The sequence below is a fragment of the Nitrospira tepida genome, from assembly GCF_947241125.1.
Taxonomy (GTDB): Bacteria; Nitrospirota; Nitrospiria; order Nitrospirales; family Nitrospiraceae; genus Nitrospira_G; species Nitrospira_G tepida.
In genome coordinates, this window is record NZ_OX365700.1 from 3,694,343 (window position 1) to 3,716,903 (window position 22,561).

Here is a 22,561-nt window from a genome sequence, read left to right on the forward strand (position 1 = left end):
GCGCTCATGCCGCGACAGGATCGGCACTGGCCTGGCTATCGACATATTCGCGATGCCAAAGCTCCAGCATAAGCAACGCGTATAATCTATAGCCGCAGGTCATCCCACGATACTGATGGTTATCGATCAGCTCCTGTACTCTCTCGCGGACAAAATATCCTCGCGTCACGCTACGGGTGGACAGGAGCGTCTCTCGAATAAAATCCCGACACTCTTCACGAAACCAGCGGTCGATCGGCACCCCGAATCCCTGCTTGTTTCGAGCGATAACGCGGTCCGGCAATACCCCGCGCATGGCGCTTTTCAGCAGGTACTTCGACTCCCCTTTGCGAACTTTTAGGTCGATAGGCAGCAAGGCCCCGAACTCCATCAGCTTATGATCCAAGAATGGGCTACGAGCCTCAAGACCGTGAGCCATCGTTGCTCGATCGACCTTTACCAGCAAGTCATCCGGCAGATACGTACGCGTATCGACGGCCAACAACTGGTCCAACAATTCGACCGCTGGAGCCTCGTCAAACCACTTCCTGAGAAGGTCAAACGAATCCTGTTGATGAATCGCCTCCCAGAATTCCGGCGTGTATAAGGATGCTTTCTCGTTCGGCGAGAAATAGCAAATTCTGCCCAGATACGTGGCCGCAAACGGCTCACACACACGCTCGGCCATTCGCCGCCCCGCTTGCACTAGGGACAGGCGCGGCACTCGCGAAAGGACAGCCTTGAACGCCTTCCGCAGCCCAGCCGTCCCATACCGGTTCATCCATCGCTCCGCTTCATAGTATTTGTATCTCGGGTATCCGGCAAGCAATTCATCACCGCCGTCACCGTTCAGAATTACCGTGACGTCCCGACGACTCAGCTCCGAGAGGTAATAGGTCGGGATCGCGGACGAGTCAGCATATGGCTCATCATAGACGCGTACCAACTTTGGAAGGATCTCCAAAGCAGACGGTTCAACGATGAATTCATGATGATCTGTGCAGAAGCGCTGCGCGATGTCGCGCGCATACGACAGCTCGTTGTAATCCTCCTCCTTAAAACCGATCGAGAACGTCTTCACCGGCTGTTTCATGAGCCTACTCATCACAGCTACAATGCTGCTCGAATCCAAGCCGCCGCTGAGGAACGCCCCGATCGGGACATCACTGATTAGACGGAGCTGCACGGATTCCTCAAGAAGATTTTCGAAAGCTGCGCGATACTCCTCGTCGGATCCCATCTGTATTTTTGTGTCGTATTGCAAAGACCAGTACGTGCTGAATGAGATCTTTCCCTGCTCGTATACCATCACCTGACCTGGAAGCAGTTTGTGAATGCCTCGAAAAATTGTCAGTGGGGCGGGAACATATTGAAAGGTCAGATAATGATTGAGGGAGATGGAGTCTATTTCCGGCCTTGGTTGTTCGACAAGTAACGCCTTGAGCTCAGATGCAAAAGCAAGACTCCTATCTGTTGATCGGTAAAAGAGAGGCTTTTTCCCGATGCGGTCTCTGACTAAGACAAGCCGCTGTGCCGGCTCATCCCATATGGCAAAAGCAAACATCCCCCGCAACATGTGCAGACATTGCAATCCGTAGTCTTCATAGAGATAAAGCAGTACCTCTGTATCTGTTCTGGTACGGAACTCCCGAGACGTGCGAAGACACCCTCGCAATTCCTCAAAGTTGTAAATCTCACCGTTGAAAACGATCCATAGACTACCTTGCGGATTGGACATCGGCTGTCGTCCTGCCGCGCTCAGATCCAAGATACTGAGTCGCTGATGTGCAAGACCAACGTGGCCTTTCACATAGATACCGGAGTCGTCAGGACCACGGTGGCGCAGTTGCGCGCTCATGGCCATGAGCAATTCGCGCTGTACCGGCCGTCGATCGCTCTGAATTCTTCCAGCTATGCCGCACATGGCCTACTCCATTGGAGCGTCTAGGTGTGAGGCTTCCTGCCTCTTACCGAGACTGGGAAGTTCAGGACCCGGATATCCTCCAGATTGGCATCTTTGAACCAGTCGACCACCTCCGCTTCTGTATGTTTCCACTGATAGCGCGGAGAGTACGCATCAAACGTGTCCAATACGTCCCAGACCAACCCTCGTCCTTGGTTACTGACCGGCACATGCAAGGCCAGTTGTCCTAGACCTGGCATGCGCGCCATAGTTTGCAGCAGCGGCACTATGATCCAGCAGATCGTATAGAGTGGAAAACGGGGAATATGCACGGTAAGGGTGCGCACCCGATCCAAACGCCTCGAATATTCACCCGCCTCGACATACACCCAAATGGCTACGATCCCAGTCCGCTTCAACAGATGCGGAAGGCAAGCGAACGCTTTTCCTGTGGAGGGAGTGTGGTGAAGAACCCCGATACTGTAGATCACGTCGAAGGTTTCAGAACGAAACGGTAGACGGAAGACATCGGCCTGAACTACATGGACACCTGCCCGACGTCCCATGTTCACATAAGCCGCATCGACTGCGTACGAGAGATCTATGCCTATGACTTCCGCTCCCAAGTTGTTTGCCACCTCCATAAATCTTCCAGTTCCCACCCCGACATCTAGAACCAGCTTGCCGTTGAGTTCAGCGTCGTTCAGCCCTGTTTTTGTGCGGAACGTGTTGCCGGACTCCGCGTGCCCTGCGAGAGAGTCCACTTGTGTTGTGCGATGGGTATTCCACTGGAATGAAAAGTTTTTGACATATGCGTCGGTCGAGACGAACCTTGGGATGCCTCTAACGATGGGAAACATCGCCGAACAGGACGTACAACGCAGTTCACCTCGTACAATCTCTTGGCCATCCCAATCCGCGGTCGCCAGATTCAACGAGTGCTTGCAGTCAGGACACACAAGGAACGAGACCAGCTTCTCTTTCATAGGGCATCCTTCACTTCAGTCATGTGGGTGCTCAACCGCGACATGAGTATTTTTTCGCTTGTTATCCTGCTGATAGGTGCGGCCATACTGCTCGCAGTAACATCCCTCGACAGATGCTGCAAACCGCTCAGCTGAAAACAGGATGCGGGTTCGTGCCTTTGCCGCGTCGATAAACTTCTGTCTCAACGCCCGATCTCGAATGAGATCCAGTACCCTGTCTGCGACACTCCGAGGATCTTTGCAAGGCACCACAAATCCGGTTTCCCCGTGGACGACAACCTCACTCGCACCACCAGCAGCGCAGGTAACTGTGGGAACACCACAGACCGCCGCCTCCAACAATACATTCGGAAGACCCTCACTCGTTGATGTCAGCACCAGAATATCCATAAGTTGGATGAGGTACAGCACATCTCGACGCTCACCGGTCATCACGACGCAACCCTCCAGGCCGAGCGCCGCGATTTCTGCTCGAATCGCATCGTGCAAGGGGCCGCCGCCGACTACCACAAATACGGCGGTTGGCATAACATCTATTACGAACCGGGCCGCCCGAAGGAAAGTGATGTGGTCTTTCTCTGGAGAAAGACGCCCCACGATCCCCACGACGGGTGTCCCTTGCGGCAAATGAAGCTCCTCCCGAAGCTGCCGTTCCTGCTCCGGAAGCAGCGGTCTAATGTCCTGGACATTGATTCCATTGTAGATCGTGACCATTTTCCGCTCAGGCAGGAATGCCCACTGTTGATTCTCGTGGCGGACGGCATTGGAATTGGCGATTATTACGGTTTGCAGCGGTGCAGTGACAATATCGATGGCACGTTGCCAAGGGGGGAAAAACCATGGAAACCGGGCTGGCTGTTCGCTTCTAATGGATCCGATAATTCTTGCAATGCCCACCAGCGTACCTGCCACTGCACCAATTGCGACAGAAAAGTGAAGCCAACTATGCAATACATGGCAAGGCCTTCGATAAAGATATCGCACCAACTGCCACACCAGTCCCACTTCGTAAAGTTGGCAATGGGGGTTCAAATAATGAATCGTAATGTTCTGCTCCCGAATGGTCGGCTCAAAGAACTTATCCAATGCGTCAACGGTAACGACCTCTACGTCCCACAGACTTCGATCAATTCGTTCCAGAAAGATCGCTAGTTGGCGTTGGGCGCCGCCCAAGCCCAGACTGGGGATATGGAGCACCACTCTTCGGCGTCCTGTTGGTAATCTCTTCTCGATGACCCATTTCACGGGATGAAGACCCAACGATGCCAAACCTCGAAGGAGCAACGCCAATCCCGCCAGAACAAACAATACGGCAATGGATAGATTCCTGCGCAGCCTCCACCACACTCTCTTGCCAAAACACATCACGAGAACTATCGCTCGCGCGACGGTATTCACGAAAAGGCTTTCGAGGATCCAGATGGCAAGGGGTGCCTCCTTGAAACGATGGAGTCTGTTATAGGAACCGATGTGATGGATCCCCAACCGGATAGGAATGGACCGAAAGGTCCAATATTGAATGCCGAACCGATCCTCAAATGGTACAAGACAATAGTCGAAAGAGGTGACACCCAGCTTATAGAGAGTCCGCAGAGGGCCGTCATCTTGAATTTGAATAATCTCCTTGAATAGCTTGCTGATTCTTGCTCGTTCCAGGTCATCAGCCTTGATAAGGCCGGTGAGCCTCGCATCAGGATATCGCACAACCGCCTGTTCAACGGCAGAGCTGAAATGCTCATATTGCCCTGTCTGCAATGCAAGGATATTCATTGAGAAGCCATTGGCTTCGCATGCGTGCTGAGGCCGAGGCAGTTCAGCTCCTTAGGCAGCGCTGACATACGTTCCAGAGGCATTATTAGAAATCACGCCGTTGAAAGATCATGCAGGCCAAAGTGATCGCCGCGGCGGCATATGACAACCCATACAGTGAGGCTAGCGCTCCGTAACTCGCAGTCACCGCAACACCCATCGCAGCCTGTCCTTTAATATTCAGAACTTCCAGATTCGGACACAGATAGGACAGCGCGGAGACGACATTCTTTAACCCCACTGCTTGGCTGTTCTGCGTAAGGCCCTTGAGATCCCCAATCAGGTGTCCAATCACGTAGAGAGCGAGTGTAATAATTGCGCTGAGTGTCGAGGAGCTGAACGTCGAAAAGAGAAGAGCCATCGCCGTGATCAACAGCATCTCCACGAACATCAGTTGCACGGCTTGGAAGAGTGTCCAGGCAATTGGCACGCCGTACAATCCCAGTGTTGCCATGAATATCCCCAACATCACGATAAAATTGATCAACAGCGTGAGTACTAGTCCGCAATACTTCCCGAGAATGAACGCCGTCCGGCTGATTGGCCTGGCCATGATTGTGTATACCGTCCGTCGTTCGATCTCCCTGTTCACTAGTCCAATCCCGACAAAGATGCTAATGATCAACCCAACAAGGTTAATCGCCGCCAGACCCATATCTTTGATCATGCGGTGATGTTCCATAATGGTCAGATCGGCAAGCAGTACCGATAGACCAATCAACACAACCGCAAATAAGATGAGGTTGTAGAGAATCTTGTCCCGCAGATTCTCCCGCAACGTGTTGAGAGCAATAACATAGATTGCCCGCATTGTGGATATCCTATGCCGCTCGTGATTCGGCACATACCACAAGCCTATCTTCGACGGCTTGACGCATGAAGAGCTCCTCCAGAGAGCCTTTCTGAGGAGTCACCGATACCAGCTTGCCTCCCTGTTTTCTAATCTCAGCCAAGGTTTCTTCGACTAGGTCCGCATTGGGAAGTACGACTAGGCATTGCCCTCTTTGTTGGAGAACCCGTGTCGCCCTCTCCCTCGTCACCGGCAGATCATCCACCCGAACATTGCGAAAGCCGATTTCCACAGACTGAGTGTTCTGATGGTTAACGAGTTCGTCGATACGGCCGCTGGTGAGCATTCTGCCTTTCACGACTATGCCTACCCGATCACACATAACCTCGACATCCGCAATGATGTGAGAGCTAAAAAAGATTGTTTTGCCGCGCTCACGCAATCCGAGAATCACATCCCGCACGTGCTTGCGGCCAACAGGATCCAAGCCGGACATCGGCTCATCAAGGATTACCAATTCCGGGTCATGAATAAGCGCTTGGGCTAACCCCACGCGTTGCAGCATACCCTTGGAGAACTTGCACAACTGTCTCGTTCTAGCCTCGCATAGCCCGACAAGCTCGATCAGCTCAGTCACTCTTCGATGAATGCTCGATCGGCTTAAGCCGGCCAGTTGCCCGTAGAACCCCAGAAATTCTTCTGCGGTCAGGTAATCGTAGAAATATGGCGCCTCGGGCAAGAATCCGATTTTGGCGCGCGTCTGTACATCTCCTGCCGGCTTGCCCAGCACGGTGGCCTTTCCGCTTGTCGTACGCATGAGTCCCAGAAGTATCTTGAGTGTTGTAGTCTTGCCCGCCCCGTTAGGACCGAGAAATCCGAAAATCTCTCCTTGCGGAACAGACAGCGAGAGATTTGCCAGTGCAACGATCGGCGGACACCAAGGCCATCCAGATCCATACGTTTTGGTAAGTCCCTCAACAGTAATCGCGTCCACACATGCCTCCTACTTATCCGGCTGGGACGGACCACGACAAGTTCTTCCACGCCGGCAACTTCGATCCATCCGCATGGCTATCTCACCTTTGACAGCTCCCCTGTTGATGAAGGCGCAGACGTTCGCGATGGGCAGTGCTCTGGACCTGTCCTTCAGCATTCAGAACATACTGTCCTCCAAACGGATCGGCAGGAATCGCATCGATGATCTTTTTGGCAATCATGTCCTCGAGTGTGCCCGGCCCTTTGTGATATGAGGCAGAATATCTGCTGACAGCCGCATCGAGGAAGCGAAGATTCCGTTCCTGCATCACATGTTTCATTCGTTCGGTCAGCACTGTGCGCAATCGTTCGTCGTTGGTTTGCCGAACCAATCCCTCCAGAAATTCAAGAGCCGCTTCTGGGTCGCCGGCTTCCACAGCCATCCTTGCAGCTAATCTAGGCAAGTACTCTGGAGCGCCCGGAAGCATCGCAGCGATTTGAAGGTATCGGGCAGCACTGGAAGGATCGCATAGTTCATAGAAGTAGTCGTAGCCGATCAGAAATGGCAGTTGCCACACTTCAGGATTATGCTGCATTCCTTTCTTCAAGATCGCGATACTTTCCTGAGTTCGTCCCGCCCATACACCCAAAATAGTGCCCGCTGCCTGATAGGCTGGAACAAACGTTGGATCCAAGTCTGTAAGCACATCGACCGCATGATAGGTCCAGCGGTAACCTTGCTTGGTGTCAGTCCGAGCACCAAGGTGCTGCACGGCTTGCAGCCAGATAATGTCAGCCACTATCTGTCGATAACCCAATGACGCCAATCTTAAATATTGTCCTTTGGGAAGGTATCCTAGTTCCTCTGCTCTGACGTGGGGAGGGCGCTTCTCCTCCAGAGAAGGCAAGGCATACGCTCCCGTCAAAGCTACCCCCAGGAGGAACAACGCTCCAGATAATTTCTTCACCATGCAGTTGACAATAAGCCGCGCTATTATCCGGACGTCTGTTGCTGATCAAGAACCACCCTGATTGGAGCTACGTCCACTGTCAGAAATGACACTTCGAGAGGGTTCTTCGGCCAACTGGCGAAACGCAGCCGACGCTCATGAATCTCTTGCAACTCTTGGCGTGCCTCACTTATTCGCTTGAGATCCACGTACAATCCAGCCAGCAACCCGCGCGCAGGCAGGTAGTTTGGTTCCAAGAGAAGGAGCTCACGTGCATGCTGTTCTGCGCTTCTCGGATCGCCAAGCAACGAATACAGTTTGGCCAGTCTAAACCGATAGTACGCGACAAAAGGGGCCAATTCGGCAGCGCGATGATAGGCACGCAGTGAGTTCCCTTGCAGGACTCGTCGCTGCTCCTGCCCCAACGCCTCATGCAGGAAGGACCACTGAAAATAAAGATCTCCCAGGAGTCCATGAAGTCTGCCGTCAAGAGGGTTGAGCTCGGTAGCCCTCTCTAATTCTTGAAGTGCTGCTCGGGCCGCTTCATGTTTTCCAGCCTGCTCATATTGGTTCACGTATTGCATAGCCAAGGCACGATGATACAAAGCTTTTCCGGGATCTAGAGAAGCGGCAAGGCGAAGACTTTCAATGGCGGCAGATATCTGATGCTCCGAGGAGTGCCGTGACCCGGTTTCGAATGCCGACCACGCAACACCCAAGCGAACAATCTCAAATCCCAGTGTAAGAACCAACGTCGCCGTAAGTACTCCCCATAAACGACGCGACCTCATCGGTACGATTGTGACTGATTGTCGATATCTGCGTTGGAACGCTGCGGCACAAAAAAGAAGGCCAAGACAGACCGTAAAGAGAATCGCAATCGCTGGTTCGTGCAAGTTGGAGTCGAGCGCGGCGTGCGTCAGAATGGATGCCACACCGCCGCTCATACCCAGTATCATCCCTCGCTGCCATCGCGTCAGTCGCTGCTTAAGCAAAAAAGCAACATGACGTCCCGTCAGAATGACCGCCCATACAAATACAGCAATTGCCGCCACTCCCAGTTCGACACCGATCTGGAGATACTCATTGTGAGGGGTTTGAGCGCTTCGCCCGTACCGTGTGATTTCCCCTTCAATGGGAAATCCATATCGGGGAGATATGTATTGATACAGGCCCAGTCCGACTCCCAAGGGATGATCGGCCATGATGGCAAGCGCACGCTGCCACATTTGCCAGCGTGCATAGCTCGCCGTATTGGCCATATGCTCGTCAATGCTTCGCTCACGAATTGGGTTAGGGACCATCATGAGACATGTGAGGGCCATGACTATCACGGCTGTTGCTCGCCATAAACCATATCGCAACGCCAATACCACTCCCGTGCCTGCCATCATAGCGATGAGACCGCCGCGCGAGCCTGTCCATATAAGGGCGCCTAATAAGATTGCCAAAATCCCCGTGATTGCCAGGATGGTCATCGCATGGAATGATTTGGGGAAACAAACGCAGCGCCATCTGATCCTCAAGCACACTAATAGACCAATGAGAAGAGTCCAACTCACGCACAGGTATCCGGCAAGAAAATTCGGATTGAAAAAGGTCCCGTGTGAACGTTGAACTTTCCATATAAGCCCTTGCCATAGTGCCCATGCGGCTTCAGCAGTGCCCACACATAGGATAGCGACAACGATTTTCCTTATATGTTCCCATTGGGTAACAAAAGATGTAACCAAGTAAAGAAACAATGCGTAGCTCGCTAGCACCAGCAACCATTGCCAGCTTTGGTTCGTATAGTCGGAGAAAAGCACCGAGAGCAGGGCTAAAGTCAAAAATATCATCACCGGCATTCCGATCGGCAGCGAAGGCCACGTCAATTGTCTGTTGGTGACGCTGTTCCAGAACAGTAAGCCAAGTAAGCTTAGGATCATCAGGCGAATCACCATGACTGCCAGATGAGTCGTTCCTCCGTCTAATAGAGGAGAGAAGACGACCATACAGGCAATGCCTATGATCGGAGCATGTTGAGGCTCCGCCCCTTTGTGCACCATCATGAGTATCAATCTAGTAGTCTAGCTCAACGAGGGTCGATGGAGGATCCCATATAACGGTCTAATGTTATCCTGAAGAACGAATTTTCTGAAATTAATTTCGAATCTACGTTGGAAGGAAAAGCGTAAAGGGAGATGTGGAGAAGGATGAGGGGAAGAGGGAGAAACGCTTTCCCTCTTCCCCTCCAGCGCCGCTACTAACCAGTCACGTCGTCGGTATCCGCTTGCTGCAGGTTTTGCTTGATATCGTTCACGTGCCACTGGTCCGGATTCGGATCGTTGTCGAGATTTCCAGTCGCTGTGGCAGTGAAACCAACAGCGCCTGCGGCCGTGCTTGCATTGGAAGCCACCACCGTATTTTCTGCTGTAGCCGCAAGAGGAGCAGGGGGATTAAGCTGATCAACGTTCGCAGTGCCGCCTGAGCCACCATTACCGCCGGTGGTCGGGCTCCGGTACGTGTACCGGTTGGACGCACCAGCCAATGCATAGCCGATTTCCTGAAAACTACCGTACCGAGATTGTTCTCCAAAATACGACGTTTCTGCCACAAAGATCGCGCCCAAGTTGGTCTTGGCCTCTGATTGGCGCGCCTTCGCCTGATAACGCAGGAAGTTAGGAATCGCAATCGCCGCCAGAATACCGATGATCGCAACAACGATCATCAACTCGATCAGCGTAAAACCTTGCTCACTTCGAGACCGTTGTAACATGTGCGCCTCCCTTGTTGTTAATGACCACCGACTGACTATCATCTTGCCGCTGCAGACGTTTCCGCGCTCTTGGGATGCTTGCCTTGTCAGGAGCAGGTTTCATGCCGATCAACCTTTTCGGACATCGACTTATTTTTCCATCACTTCGATTGTCTCTTTCCCTAAATCTCAACAGCCTTGCACTCCTTAGAGCCATTTTTTGTATATCCCATGATCCAAATCTTGTTACGTTCTTCCCTTAGAATCCCGGGTCGTTGACATCGGCAACCGTTAAACCGTTTTTCAAGTCATTTACGTGCCATTGATCAATTGTGGGATCGTTGTCAATATTGCCTGTAGCGGTTGCGGTAAACCCCGGAGTGGTCGCAGTCATGGAGGCGGCAGCGACAACTGTGTTCTCTGCAGAAGGACCTGACATAGGAGCGAGCACCTCGATCACACCCGGAGTTGCGGCACTATCAGTAACCTGCGCCCGATAGGTATATCGCTGCGTCGCTCCTGCCACCTGGTACCCGGTTTCCGTAAACCCGCTATATCGTGAATGTTCACCATAAAATGCGACCTCCGTCACATATACGCCAGCTAGATTACTCTTTGCTTCCGATTGAATGCTCTTGGCCCGCCAAGCCATGTAGGCCGGAGCAGCGATGGCCGCAAGAATTCCGATAATGGCAACCACCACCATCAATTCAATCAGCGTAAATCCGTTCCGTGATTGGATAAATTTCATAGCATCTTTCGTGTTGCCCTGCAGGCAGGTCTGACACAAATCTAGCAAGCATATGATATGCCTGATCTCCAAGCGGACAAAAATCAATTAACTTTTTCGGCAGATCAGCAACCGATAAGGATGTCGGATAGACCGATCCCGCCATCAGAAAAGACAATTTTTGGTGACAGAAGCCGGATTACGGCCTTGATTTCGAGAGAACGAAACGGGGATTCGCAGAGAGATTGAACTAGCTTACCGCGGGGAATGCTGGGAGGACATCTGTTCGGACACACGGCGCTTGGCCTGTTGAATTCGCTCCTCGTGAGAGGGATCACCCAGGCCTACTTCGCGAAAACGCTCCATCAGCTTAATATTGTTAGGATCCAACTCAAGGGACTTGAGCCATGCTTCACGGGCTTCAGTCGAACGTCCCTGTTTGAGATAGATTTCGCCGAGATGCTCATAGATCACCGGATCATCTCCGACAAGCGCCGCGGCTTTTTTGATCTCAATCAATGCTTCGGCCACTTCTCCTTTCTTAAAAAAAGCCCATCCTAAGCTATCGATATAGTAGCCGTTATTGGGTTTTAGCGCGACCGCTCGTTGAGTGAGGGAAACCGCTTCCTCGATCTTGATACCTCGCTCCGCATAACTGTAGCCCAAATAATTGAGAGCATCCGCATGTTTGGGATCGATCTGGAGCGTTTTCTCCATCGCCCGCACCACGTCCTCAAATCGATCCATTTTGTCGTAGACGGTCCCAAGATTGAAATGCAGATCGGCGTTTGATGGGTGGAACCGAACCCCTTGTTCAAATGCCTGCGATGCGAGATCAAATTGCTCCGCCTGAAGATGTGTCAATCCCAGCAACAAATGCCCATCCGGCTGCTTCGGATTCAAGCGAACTGCTTCAACAAGATGTGGGGCGGCGTCTGCCCAGCGCTTCTGTCGATACAGCAGGAATCCATAGTGCAAGTGGCTGTCATAATAGGTCGGATCAATTCGAAGGTTCTCCTCATAGGCCAACGCCGCCTGGTCAACCTGTTTGTTCTCCTCGTACACCATGGCGAGATAATCGCGCACGCGTAGTTCGCCAGGCCTCTCCCGCAGAATATTCTTGAGCTTTTCGATCGCCTTCGGATACTCCTTCATTTCGCCGTAGACGAGGCTGATCCTGAGTTGGGCATCAAGGTCGCTCGGATCTTGAGCGATCAGTTCCTCCAACTCGTGAAGCGCCCGCTGATACTCACGCCCTTGAAGAAAGACACGGACTAATTGCTGGCGCATTTCCCGACTGTGTGGGTAATTGCCTCGAAGATACCGCCGATACACCGCTACAGCCTTGTCTGTTTCTTGGCGGGATTCGTGGAGGGCGCCCAACGCAAGATAGGCCTGCTCAAATGAGGGATTAAGATCGATGGCACGCTCAAACTCCGTCGCGGCCTGATCCGGCCGTCTGGCCTCCAACGCAAGCCGTCCCAGGTAATAATGCCCCATCGGAGCCTCAGGAGCAATCTTGAGTCCTTCCCGAAAGGCTTCTTCGGCTTCGGGATAGCGTTTCAGATTGATCAACAGGAGCCCTTTCGCAAAATACAGTTCCGATTTTCCGGGATCAGCCACGGTCGCATGCGAGTACAGGCGAAGCGCCTTGTCCGGCTTCCCGGCACCCGTATAGATTCCGGCCAAATGCGCCAGCGTTTGCGCATCTTTCACTTCCTCCACCGGAACCTGGTCGGCGTACAACAATGCATTGTTCACATCACCCATCGAGAAATACAAACTTGCAACTCTTGTCTTAAGAAGATTCGAGTGGGAATCGACCGTTAGGGCCGCTTGATATTCGCGAATGGCCGTCTCGTAATCTTGTTGCATTTCCGCCAGGTTCCCGCGCATGAAATGATACGAAGCACGCGGATCCATCGGCTCTGTTGCGCGGGCGGCCGTCGATGCCGACTCGGCCGGCTGGTCGGATGCCTTGGGCGACGAAGAAGTCGCAGCGCAAGCCGTGATGGCTATCGACGCAAGCAACATCGAGAGCGCCAGGAAATCCAGCCGTTGTTGCCTCCAGGGAGAGCGGACGCTGCGGGAGCAGATGAGTATGGGAAAGTGGTGCATCATGGAGATCGATCTTACTGTATCACGAACCCACCAGCATGTAGGGGAATTATAACGAGAGGCGTGAACAAGGGTCAAAGGCCTTCGCGATTCTCAAGATTCTCGAACTTGGCGTACCGGTCGTGGAAGAACAACTGACACTCCCCCACCGGCCCGTTCCGATGCTTCCGAATGAGAATCTCGGCAATACCCTTTTTCTCCGATTCTGGCTCGTACATCTCTTCCCGATAAATGAACATCACGACGTCGGCATCCTGTTCGATCGCACCGCTTTCGCGCAGATCCGCCAGAACCGGGATTGGGGGCTTTCTTGATTCAACCGCCCGACTCAACTGCGACAGCGCGATCACTGGCACATTCAGTTCCTTGGCCAGCCCTTTCAGCGAGCGCGAGATATCGGAAATTTCCTGCTGGCGCGACTCCGCATCACTCCGGCCTTGGATTAGTTGCAGATAGTCTACGACAATCAGATCCAGTCCTCGCTCAGCCTTGAGACGGCGCGCCTTGGCCCGCATTTGCTGCACGGTCATGGCGCCGGAATCATCAATATAAATGGGAGCCTGTTCCAGGCGACCCGCAGCCTCCGCCAATCGCCACCAGTCTTCTTTCGCCAAGCGACCGATCCGCAGCGAGTGGGAGTCGACGCGAGCCTCCGAGCTGAGCATGCGCAGAACCAGTTGCGGCTTCGACATTTCCAGGCTGAAGATGCCGACGGTGTGATGACTTGAGATCGCCGCATACTGTGCCATGCCGAGCGCAAGGCTGGTTTTCCCCATGCTGGGCCGCCCGGCCACGACGACAAGATCGGATGGTTGAAGACCTGCCAGCATATTGTCCAGGTCGAGATAGCCGGTCGGCACACCAGTCACATGTTCTTTTCGCTTCGACAGTCGATCGACAAGGTCCAGGCTTTCTTTGATCACGTCCTTTAACGGCGTAAAGGACCGCCCGAGCTTGCCTTCCGCCAAGCGGAAGACCGCCTGCTCCGCAGAATCCAGCAGATCACCGACGGGCGTGTCCCCTTCGTATCCGCGCGTAATGATGTCCGTCGAGACCGTGATCAACCCGCGCACCAGGGCCTTTTCATGAACGATCTTGCAGTGATACCGAACATTTGCCGCGCTGGGCACGATGTGAACCAGTTCAGCCAGATAGGCGACGCCCCCGACTGCCTCGAGGTCGCCCCGTGCTTTCAACCGCTCAGCGAGCGTGATAGAGTCAATTTCTTCATTGGCCTCTGAAAGATCCATCATTGCGGCAAAGATCTTCCGATGGGCGGACCGGTAGAAGTCTTCTTCCGTGAGCATCTCGACGGCTTTATTCAACGCATCCTTGTCCAGAAGGATGGCGCCGAGGATGCATTGTTCAGCTTCGATATTCTGAGGGGGCACCTTCGGGTTGAGAATATCGGTCGCACTCATCGCCTTGTCCTCATCCCGGTCATGATTTCCGAGGGGCTTTGGTCAGGGCATCCGCCACAGTATCAACAGAGAGTACGCGTGCCCCGGCGATCGTGAGCACAGAACTGGGCATACGGGCGGCACCCAGCGGCAACAAGGCCGGCTCGATCAATACCGCTTGCTCGGGGGTGGTTGGAGGCACACCCAAGAAGATCAGCCTGATAGCCCCAAGACGCCTGGCTTCGTCGATCGCATCACCGATTGCGCGCGAGCCGGCTGCCAGCGGCCTGCCGAGGATGGCGCAGACCCCACGCATCCGCAGAAGCTGGGCCACGCGCCGCATCGCGGAGGCCTGAGACTTTGGAGCGACCACGAGCACCTCGGCCTCGGATGCCGAGGTGCTGATTTCGATCTGTTCGGAAACTTGAAAAAGCCGATCGACATCGAAGGCAAAACCCGTGGAAGGGGACATCCGTCCGAAACGTCCTAAGAGGTGGTCGTAGCGCCCCCCTCCGCCGAGTTCATATCCCACCCCCTCGGCAAATACGTCGAAAACGATGCCGTCGTAATAGTCCAAGCCCCGCAACTCCCCAAGGTCCAAAAGGAGGTGCTCACGGAACCCGCTCTCTTCAAGTGCCCGATAGACCGCACCGAGACGGTCGAGGGCGGCACAGACCACTCGATCGCGGCCGGCCAAGGCCCGCCCCCTTTCCAACACTTCCTCCCGGCCATAGAGCCCAGGGGCCTCGAGAACGGCTCTGGCGCGCCGGGATGGGATTCGCTCCTTGGCCAGCAGTTCTTCAAGCTTCGGAATGTCCTTTCGCGCCGCCGCGTGTTCGGCTTCTTTTCGAGCCGCCGGCCCCATGCCCGTCCGGCGCAACAGCCCCTGCAAAAACCCGGCGTGCCCCAGTGAGATCTTGAACGATTTGACCCCGATGCGGCGCAAGCACTCGATCATCAATGCGATGATCTCCGTGTCGGCCTCCATATCCGGAAGCCCGATGAGTTCCGCCCCAACCTGGAGCAGTTCTCGGTCCCGCCCCAAGTGCTCGGGCTCGTAGCGAAAAACGGTGGTGCGATAGGCCAGCCGCAGCGGAAGCCGGTCGCCCAACATCCCCATCGCCACGGTCCGAGCAATCTGGGCCGTCGCGTCCGGCCGCAGCACCAGCGTCCGGCCGGTCGTACGATCCGTCAGTTGATACCCCTTTTCGATTGCCCGCGCCTGCAGTCCGGGTGACAACACATCGAGGTATTCGAACGTGGGGAGAATGATCTCGTGATAACCCCATCGACCGAGCGTCGCCAGCAGGGCATCTTCCAACTGGCGAACCCGTCGAGCGGTTTCTGGTAGGATCGTGGTGATACCGACGGGCAGGAGCGATCGACCGGTGGTCGGACCGAGCATGCCGACGACCGGTCTGGGCCTGGAAGGACGAACTGGCATCGGTCGGACGGAACCCGTGTTAGAGCCCCGGGGACAGATCGACGACTTTGACGGAAAGAATATTCGGCGAGGTTCGAATACGCTCGACGATGGCCGGAGCGATCGGTGCATCAAGCCCGATGATCAAGAGCGCATTGCCCCCTCGTTCTTCTCGCGAACACTGCATACGCGCGATGTTGATCTGATGATCACCCAACGCCGATGACACCGCGCCGATGACGCCGGGCCGGTCCACATTTTGAATCAACAGCATGTGGCCCTCCGGAAAGATTTCCACCTGAAAGCGGTCGATCTCGATGATCCGGGGGTCTTTCTTGTGGAACAACGTGCCGGCCACGTGATGAACCTTTTTCCCCGATTCGACCCGCACCCGAATCACGCTCGTGAAATCGCCGGCATCGCTGCTCTTGACCTCTTTGACCTCGATGCCGCGATCTTTAGCCAGGACTGGCGCATTCACATAATTCACGTCGTTGCCCAGGATCGGCGTCAAGAGCCCCCTGAGCACGGCGATGGTGAGCGGCGCGACGGAGAGGCCGGCCACTTCGCCGTTGTACTCCACTGTCACCCGTTCAAGACCGCCCTCATAGAGTTGCGCCTGGGTCAACCCGACTTTCTCGGCCAGCGAGAGATAGGGTTGAAGCCGCGGCAACAACTCCGGCGGCACCGAGGGAATGTTGACGGCCCCCCGGGCGATGCCTTTGCTGAAGTAATCGACGATTTGCTCGGCAATCCCCACGGCCACGTTCTCCTGCGCTTCGGTTGTCGAAGCGCCGATATGCGGGGTGGAAATAAAGTTATCCAGCATCAGCAACGGGTGATCCGGCTTGGCCGGCTCTTCTTCGAAGACATCGAACGCGGCCGCGGAGACCCGTTTCGTCTTGAGAGCCTCGTAGAGATCCGCCTCATTGACGATTCCGCCTCGCGCGCAGTTCACGATCATCACCCCGGGTTTCATCTTCGCAATGGCCTGCGCATTGATCAGCGATTTGGTTTCCGCCGTCAGCGGCGTGTGCACGGAAATGATGTCGGCTCGACCGTACAACTCGTCGAGATCGACGATCTCGATCCCCATCTTCTTGGCCCGCTCCTCGGCAAGGTATGGATCGTAGGCAATAACCGTCATGGCAATGCCCTGGGCCAGTTTCGCCAAATAGCCGCCGATCTGTCCGACTCCGACGATCCCCAAGGTCTTGTTGTACAGCTCCATACCCATGAACTTTTCTTTTTCCCACTTGCCGGCTCGCATTGACGCGGTGGCTTGAGGAATCCGCCGCGTCATGGCAAAGATCATGGCCATGGTATGTTCGGCGGTGGTCACCGTGTTGCCGCCGGGCGTGTTCATCACGACGATGCCCCGACGGGTCGCCGCCTGGCTATCAACGTTGTCCAGTCCCGAGCCGGCGCGGCCCACGACCTTGAGCCGTTCGCCGGCCGCGATGACCTCAGCGGTCACCTTCGTGCCGGACCGGACAATGAGTCCGTCGCAATCCCGGATCTCCTTCAACAGCTCGTCCTTCGGCAACTTGGTCTTGACCACAACCTGAAAGCCGGCCTTCTCAAGAAGCTCAACCCCCTGTTTCGACAAACTGTCGCTCACAAGAATTTTCATGGGTCCTGCCATCGTAGATAAGTGGTCGTCGAGAACGTGAGTTAGGCCTTCGGCATCAACAACTCTTGGGCGCGTCCGACCCCGCTTCCCAATGTGATCGGATAGCCGAGCCCCTTGACGACCATTTCGGTCGCCGCCAGAGCCGTGATGACATCGAACCGATCGGCATAGCCCATATGGGAGATGCGGAAGACCTTGCCCTTGAGATGGTCTTGTCCGCCGGCCGCGGTAATCCCGTATTGCACCCGGAGGTTCTTGTAGATCTGCTGCCCATCGACTCCCTCGGGAGCCGTCACGGTGGTCAGGGCGTCGCTGGGGGATTCTTTCGGGAACAGCGTCAGACCGGCGGCCTTGACGCCCTCTCGCATAGCCTGCGCCAGAGTGGCATGCCGCGCAAAGACGTTGGCCAACCCTTCGGCCTTCAGCATGCGCAGCACTTCTTGCAAGCCGAGAATCATGGAGACCGCCGGCGTATAGGCAGTTTGGTTTTTCTGCTGATTCTCCCGCTCGCGCTTGAAATTGAAATAGAACGCGGCGTTCTTCGCCTTGTCCGCGAGCCGCCACGCCTTATCGCTGACGCTCACAAACGCCATGCCGGGCGGAAGCATCAGGGCCTTCTGGGAACCGGTCACGACCACATCGAGGCCCCACTCATCCGTCTTCAAATCAAACACGCCAAGGGCGGTGATGGCGTCCACCACCAGAATGGTTTCGCCGAGCGGGCGTACGATGTCCGCGAGGGCCTTGCAGTTGTGCGCCACTCCGGTCGAGGTTTCACTCGCCTGGACGTACACCGCTTTGATGGACGGATCCTTTTTGAGCGCCTCGGCGACCATTTGAGGATCGACGGCGCGCCCCCAATCGACTTTGATCTCATGAACCTGCACACCAAACGTCTTACAGATCTTGGTCCAGCGCTCGCCGAATTTTCCCCCGTTGATGCAAATCGCCTTGTCGCCGGGCGATAGGAAATTCGAGACGGCTCCCTCCATTCCACCCGTTCCCGAGCAAGCAAGCTGAAGGACATCGTTCCTGGTCTGGAACAGCCACTTCAGGTTCTCCCGAACCTCTGCAAAGATGGGATCAAATTCCGGCGCCCGATGGTGGATCATCGGACGAGCCATGGCGAGCAACACTTCAGGGGGCACCGGGGTCGGTCCGGGAGCGAGCAGGTAACGCTTTAACATGGGTTTAGCCTCCGGGGGAACTCTACCGTCAAGATTGATGATACTGGCTTGCGGATTGCGGAGCGCGCACGCTACCACACCACTAGACGGGAGTCAAGGTAAGGACGTGTTTTCAATGAGTTGAGTCATGTTTGGGAGTGAGAGCCTACAGGGAGTTTCGCGGTGATTGCGCCCCGCGGCGACACGTCTTCGGATGACTGGAGCGCGCTAACCTATTGGTGAATGTTACATTTTCTTGACATCGTGGAGCGACACGGATACCTTTAGCCCCATCATGATGAACGGGTGCGCTCATCGGGCTGTTCTCCTCTTCGTTCCTTTGCTGGCACTGTGCAATTGGGCACCGGCTCGAGCGGACCAAACGGGGTTCGAGGTTGTTCCGACCATCCGGCAGAGCATTCATGCGGAAACCCTTCCGCTTCCCGCGGGTCCTCAGGGGCCCAGTGCTTCGGATCCTGCACCCAGCGACCGTTCTTCTGCATCTCTATCTAACCCGGATCAGCCTTCGGAGGCCGTCCTTCCAGAATCAGCGGAGGACGCACCTGTCACCCAACCGGCATCCGGTCCCTCTCCCAAGGAGGCAGAATCTTCGCAAGCCGCTGCGCATCAGGCTTTGGGGCACCAATCGCAGCAAGCTAGTACGGCAGTCGCTCTTAAGAAGGCGGCCCCTTACAATGTGCCGATCGTGATCGATTCTCAGGTCGAATCCCACATCCGTTATTTCAACACCGCGATCCGAGATCGATTTGAAAAGTGGCTGCTCCGCCTCAGTCATTATCGGCCCCTGGTCGAGCGCATTTTCTCGGAATTCGAGTTGCCCACAGACCTGGTCTACCTGTCCCTCGTGGAGAGCGGATTCAACCCCTATGCCTACTCGAGGGCGCGGGCAACCGGCCCCTGGCAATTTATGAAAGGCACGGCCCGGGTCTACGGACTGCGAGTCGACAGTTACGTGGATGAGCGCCGGGATCCCATTAAATCGACCGTGGCCGCCGCCCGCTATCTGCGCGATCTGTACGATCTCTTCGGAACCTGGCCCCTGGCCATGGCCGCATACAACGCGGGCGAAGGGAAGGTCATGCGCGCCCTTCAGAAGAGCCAATCGGAGAGTTTTGTCGAGATTTCACAAACCCGTTTCATTCGACGGGAAACCAAGGAATATGTGCCGCGCTTCATGGCCGCCACGATTATTGCCAAAGACCCGGAGCGGTTTGGATTTCAATTGGCGGATGTGGCGCCCCATGATTTTGATGAAGTGATCGTTCGCCGCTCCATTCATCTGCAATCGCTGGCTGCCGCTAGCGGCGTGCCTTTCGAAGTCCTCAAAAACCTCAACCCCGAGTTGCGCCGATACGCCACGCCCCCGGGGGAAGCGGCCTACCATCTCAAAGTGCCGCTGGGCGCCAAATCCAAGATCGAGTCGGTCTTAGAGCGAGTTCCGACGTGGAAAGCGACGCCGGAACCCCGGTCCTTCCGTTCCGTCAAGACGAAACCGCCCTCCTCCACAACCCGCAAATGGTATCGTGTGCGCGGAGGAGATACGCTCGTCTCGATCGCCAAACGCTTCGGGCTCTCCGTTGAAGCGCTCAAGCATCGCAACCGCATCTCCGCTCGGCAGCTCCGAGCGGGTGAGCTGCTCGCGATCCGCTGACCCCTCCCCCTCGCTTGCCTGGCAACGATTTATTTCGAAGAAGAGCTGGATGAATCCTTCGCCGGCTGACTGGAGGCCGAAGGGGAGGAATTGCCTTGAGGAGAACCTGCGCCCGAGGATTTTTTCACGTCCAACACTTTCAGTCTCACGCCGGCTTCACTGGCCAGCGGGGAATCCGGATAAGTTTTCATCAGCTCTTGATAGTGGGCCAACGCTCCTTCAGGCCTCGATTGAGCTTCCTCAAGCTTTCCCAGTTCAAACAGGGCATGGTCTCGGTTCAAGGCGCCGGGAATATCGACGATCGCCGAAAAGGACTTCGCCGCCAGCTCCCGATCGCCCTTCACGAGATAGGCATAGGCAAGCCTCTGGTGGATCAGCCCCGCCATCATGGGATTGCCCGCATAGGCCACGAGGGCCTTCTGATACGCCTCTATGGCGCCCGGCAGGTCGTTCTGTTGAGTCAACAGGTTGCCGAGATTGTACAGCCCGATGGCGGCAAACGGCGTGCGCGGGTAAGCCTCTACAAGCTGGCGATAGAGCGCGACAGCCTGCTTCACATTCTCTTCAGTTTCCTTCGGCTTGTCCGGCACACGCGCCAGCGACAAGCTGGTCGCCCGCTGCAATAAATGGGACGCGGCTTCCGTGCGCTGACCGTCGTACCAGAGGATCCCGCCGACAATCCCGACCGCCGCAATAATCACGCCCCCCCCGGCCAATACCGCACGCCGGTTGTCCTCCAGACCCTGGAGCAGACGATCACCCCACGTTCCTAGATGGGCCTCATCTAGAGGAATCGATTTGGGCGGGATCTTGATTCGATACGACATAAAGAAGCATCCTCCGACACAGACCGATCAATCGCGCCAAGATTTCACGGCCATAAGCCGTTGCTTATACTAAGGTCTCAACAAGTTGTCAACGAACCGGTGGGACGCGAGATCATCTGCTTGACTCTCCACCGCTTCCATTTGTATAGGCTCCATGCGCCTGCCGTTACCGATCCGCCATCTCGTTCTTGCTTTGGTACGGCCACCGTGAATGAATTCGATCCCCTCTTTGAGCCTGAATTGTCCAGACTTGACGCACAGCATTGGCTTAGACAATGCCGTGTCATCGAGTCCGCCTGCGCGCCGGAGATCGTGTATCAAGGGCGCCGCCTCATCCTCATGGCGTCCAACGACTATCTCGGCCTGGCCAACCATCCGGCCGTCAAGGAGGCGGCCGCCCAGGCAATTCGGCAATATGGGATCGGCGCAGGCGCCGCACGCCTGATCTCCGGAACCCAACCACCGCACCATGACTTGGAAGTGGCCCTGGCAAAATGGAAGGACGCCGAGGCGGCCTTGTGCTTCGGGTCCGGCTATCTCGCCAACCTGGGCCTCCTTTCCAGCCTGGCCGGCCCTCAGGACATCATCCTGGCCGATCGGCTCTGCCATGCAAGCGTGATCGACGGCTGCCGCCTCAGCCGAGCAAGGCTCCGCATCTTTCATCACGCGGATGTCGACCACCTCGAACGGCTCCTCAAACGACGGCCCGCTGTTCGCCGGACGCTCATCGTCACAGACGGCCTGTTTAGCATGGATGGAGATCTGGCGCCTCTCTCGGCATTGGCACGGCTCGCCAACCAGTATGAAGGCCTGCTGGTCGTGGACGATGCCCATGGCACCGGCGTGATGGGCGCGCATGGGCGAGGGTCGCTGGAGGCCTGCGGCGTCGAAGCTGACGTGCCCTTTCATATGGGCACCCTTGGGAAGGCGCTCGGGACGAGTGGGGCTTATGTGGTCGGCTCCGAAACCTTCGTGCGATTCCTTGTGAATACCGCCCGGACTTTTCTCTTCACGACCTCACCCCCCGCCGCCATGGCGGCGGCCACGATCGCCGCTCTGGAGCTGCTCCAAAGAGAGCCAGACCGCCGCGCGCGTTTGTGGGCCAATCGCGAGGTCCTGTTCCAGGGTCTCATCAGGATGGGGCTCCGACTGACGGCCACCGCCAGCCCGATTCTTCCGGTCATCATCGGAGATGAGGCGCTCGCGCTGGGGGTGGCCCAGGCTCTATTGGAGCGAGGAATTTACGCGCCCGCCATCCGGCCTCCGACTGTTCCGAAGGGAAGCAGCCGGATCAGGCTCACGGTTACAGCCGAGCATACCCGCGAGCACTTGGATCAGGTGCTGCACGCCTTCCAAGACATTCTCGCCTCGCGTTCGTTGACGTAACCGTTTTCAGCTTCCCCGCGTCTCTCCTCATTTTCCATCGACGCCCGAACATCCACTGACGATCCGTGCTCGCAAGC

At 55.7% G+C, this 22,561-nt stretch carries 17 protein-coding genes; 2 read left to right on the top strand and 15 right to left on the bottom strand.

Annotated elements, in window-relative coordinates; genetic code table 11:
• Positions 1-4: 4 nt before the first annotated feature.
• The 14 genes from asnB to QWI75_RS17535 form a co-directional block, all read right to left on the bottom strand.
• The gene (asnB, locus tag QWI75_RS17470) at positions 5-1,903 is read right to left on the bottom strand and encodes an asparagine synthase (glutamine-hydrolyzing) (RefSeq protein WP_289270171.1); all 1,899 of its coding nucleotides are present in this window, start codon (positions 1,901-1,903) and stop codon (positions 5-7) included.
• A gap of 20 nt (positions 1,904-1,923) precedes the next feature.
• Positions 1,924-2,868 (bottom strand): methyltransferase domain-containing protein, encoded by a 945-nt coding sequence (locus tag QWI75_RS17475; RefSeq protein ID WP_289270174.1) that lies wholly within the window; start codon positions 2,866-2,868, stop codon positions 1,924-1,926.
• A gap of 15 nt (positions 2,869-2,883) precedes the next feature.
• A complete protein-coding gene (locus tag QWI75_RS17480; protein ID WP_289270176.1) occupies positions 2,884-4,638 on the bottom strand; it encodes a glycosyltransferase in 1,755 nt (584 codons plus the stop codon).
• Between the two features lie 85 nt (positions 4,639-4,723).
• The gene (locus QWI75_RS17485; RefSeq protein ID WP_289270178.1) at positions 4,724-5,488 is read right to left on the bottom strand and encodes an ABC transporter permease; all 765 of its coding nucleotides are present in this window, start codon (positions 5,486-5,488) and stop codon (positions 4,724-4,726) included.
• A 10-nt stretch (positions 5,489-5,498) separates the two neighbouring features.
• On the bottom strand, positions 5,499-6,461 hold the full coding sequence (locus QWI75_RS17490) for an ABC transporter ATP-binding protein (protein ID WP_289270180.1): 963 nt from the start codon (positions 6,459-6,461) through the stop codon (positions 5,499-5,501).
• An 82-nt stretch (positions 6,462-6,543) separates the two neighbouring features.
• Positions 6,544-7,413, bottom strand: a complete 870-nt coding sequence (locus QWI75_RS17495; protein WP_289270182.1) for a tetratricopeptide repeat protein — start codon at positions 7,411-7,413, stop codon at positions 6,544-6,546.
• Positions 7,414-7,436: 23 nt separating this feature from the next.
• Entirely contained in the window at positions 7,437-9,443 is a 2,007-nt protein-coding gene (locus QWI75_RS17500) for an O-antigen ligase family protein (RefSeq protein WP_289270184.1), read from the bottom strand.
• A 194-nt stretch (positions 9,444-9,637) separates the two neighbouring features.
• Positions 9,638-10,150: a type IV pilin protein gene (locus QWI75_RS17505; RefSeq protein WP_289270186.1), complete on the bottom strand. Its 513-nt coding sequence runs from the start codon at positions 10,148-10,150 to the stop codon at positions 9,638-9,640.
• A gap of 238 nt (positions 10,151-10,388) precedes the next feature.
• A complete protein-coding gene (locus tag QWI75_RS22540) occupies positions 10,389-10,880 on the bottom strand; it encodes a prepilin-type N-terminal cleavage/methylation domain-containing protein (protein WP_370693584.1) in 492 nt (163 codons plus the stop codon).
• Between the two features lie 234 nt (positions 10,881-11,114).
• Positions 11,115-12,980 carry a tetratricopeptide repeat protein gene (locus tag QWI75_RS17515; protein ID WP_289270188.1) on the bottom strand — a complete coding sequence of 622 codons (1,866 nt, stop codon included), beginning with the start codon at positions 12,978-12,980 and terminating at the stop codon, positions 11,115-11,117.
• Between the two features lie 71 nt (positions 12,981-13,051).
• A complete protein-coding gene (gene dnaB, locus QWI75_RS17520; protein WP_289270190.1) occupies positions 13,052-14,398 on the bottom strand; it encodes a replicative DNA helicase in 1,347 nt (448 codons plus the stop codon).
• A 19-nt stretch (positions 14,399-14,417) separates the two neighbouring features.
• Positions 14,418-15,782 carry an ATP phosphoribosyltransferase regulatory subunit gene (hisZ, locus tag QWI75_RS17525; protein WP_289270193.1) on the bottom strand — a complete coding sequence of 455 codons (1,365 nt, stop codon included), beginning with the start codon at positions 15,780-15,782 and terminating at the stop codon, positions 14,418-14,420.
• A gap of 58 nt (positions 15,783-15,840) precedes the next feature.
• Positions 15,841-17,433 carry a phosphoglycerate dehydrogenase gene (gene serA, locus QWI75_RS17530; RefSeq protein WP_289270194.1) on the bottom strand — a complete coding sequence of 531 codons (1,593 nt, stop codon included), beginning with the start codon at positions 17,431-17,433 and terminating at the stop codon, positions 15,841-15,843.
• Between the two features lie 41 nt (positions 17,434-17,474).
• Positions 17,475-18,620 carry a pyridoxal-phosphate-dependent aminotransferase family protein gene (locus tag QWI75_RS17535; RefSeq protein ID WP_289270196.1) on the bottom strand — a complete coding sequence of 382 codons (1,146 nt, stop codon included), beginning with the start codon at positions 18,618-18,620 and terminating at the stop codon, positions 17,475-17,477.
• Between the two features lie 685 nt (positions 18,621-19,305).
• Here QWI75_RS17535 and QWI75_RS17540 point away from each other — a divergent pair.
• A complete protein-coding gene (locus QWI75_RS17540; protein WP_289270198.1) occupies positions 19,306-20,271 on the top strand; it encodes a lytic transglycosylase domain-containing protein in 966 nt (321 codons plus the stop codon).
• A 29-nt stretch (positions 20,272-20,300) separates the two neighbouring features.
• On the opposite strand, the gene QWI75_RS17545 is transcribed toward QWI75_RS17540, so the two are convergent.
• Complete coding sequence (locus tag QWI75_RS17545) at positions 20,301-21,098, bottom strand: YfgM family protein (RefSeq protein ID WP_289270200.1); 798 nt, start codon at positions 21,096-21,098, stop codon at positions 20,301-20,303.
• Between the two features lie 207 nt (positions 21,099-21,305).
• Between QWI75_RS17545 and bioF the strand changes: the two genes are divergently transcribed.
• Entirely contained in the window at positions 21,306-22,484 is a 1,179-nt protein-coding gene (gene bioF, locus QWI75_RS17550; RefSeq protein ID WP_289270202.1) for an 8-amino-7-oxononanoate synthase, read from the top strand.
• Positions 22,485-22,561 lie beyond the last annotated feature (77 nt).

Coding starts and splice junctions, on each gene's coding strand:
- QWI75_RS17505 (WP_289270186.1), bottom strand. CDS start 10,150: ATGTTACAACGGTCTCGAAGTGAGCAAGGTTTTACGCTGATCGAGTTG.
- QWI75_RS17535 (WP_289270196.1), bottom strand. CDS start 18,620: ATGTTAAAGCGTTACCTGCTCGCTCCCGGACCGACCCCGGTGCCCCCT.
- QWI75_RS17515 (WP_289270188.1), bottom strand. CDS start 12,980: ATGATGCACCACTTTCCCATACTCATCTGCTCCCGCAGCGTCCGCTCT.
- serA (WP_289270194.1), bottom strand. CDS start 17,433: ATGAAAATTCTTGTGAGCGACAGTTTGTCGAAACAGGGGGTTGAGCTT.
- QWI75_RS17545 (WP_289270200.1), bottom strand. CDS start 21,098: ATGTCGTATCGAATCAAGATCCCGCCCAAATCGATTCCTCTAGATGAG.
- QWI75_RS17485 (WP_289270178.1), bottom strand. CDS start 5,488: ATGCGGGCAATCTATGTTATTGCTCTCAACACGTTGCGGGAGAATCTG.
- QWI75_RS22540 (WP_370693584.1), bottom strand. CDS start 10,880: ATGAAATTTATCCAATCACGGAACGGATTTACGCTGATTGAATTGATG.
- QWI75_RS17475 (WP_289270174.1), bottom strand. CDS start 2,868: ATGAAAGAGAAGCTGGTCTCGTTCCTTGTGTGTCCTGACTGCAAGCAC.
- asnB (WP_289270171.1), bottom strand. CDS start 1,903: ATGTGCGGCATAGCTGGAAGAATTCAGAGCGATCGACGGCCGGTACAG.
- QWI75_RS17500 (WP_289270184.1), bottom strand. CDS start 9,443: ATGATGGTGCACAAAGGGGCGGAGCCTCAACATGCTCCGATCATAGGC.
- QWI75_RS17480 (WP_289270176.1), bottom strand. CDS start 4,638: ATGAATATCCTTGCATTGCAGACAGGGCAATATGAGCATTTCAGCTCT.
- dnaB (WP_289270190.1), bottom strand. CDS start 14,398: ATGAGTGCGACCGATATTCTCAACCCGAAGGTGCCCCCTCAGAATATC.
- hisZ (WP_289270193.1), bottom strand. CDS start 15,782: ATGCTCGGTCCGACCACCGGTCGATCGCTCCTGCCCGTCGGTATCACC.
- QWI75_RS17495 (WP_289270182.1), bottom strand. CDS start 7,413: ATGGTGAAGAAATTATCTGGAGCGTTGTTCCTCCTGGGGGTAGCTTTG.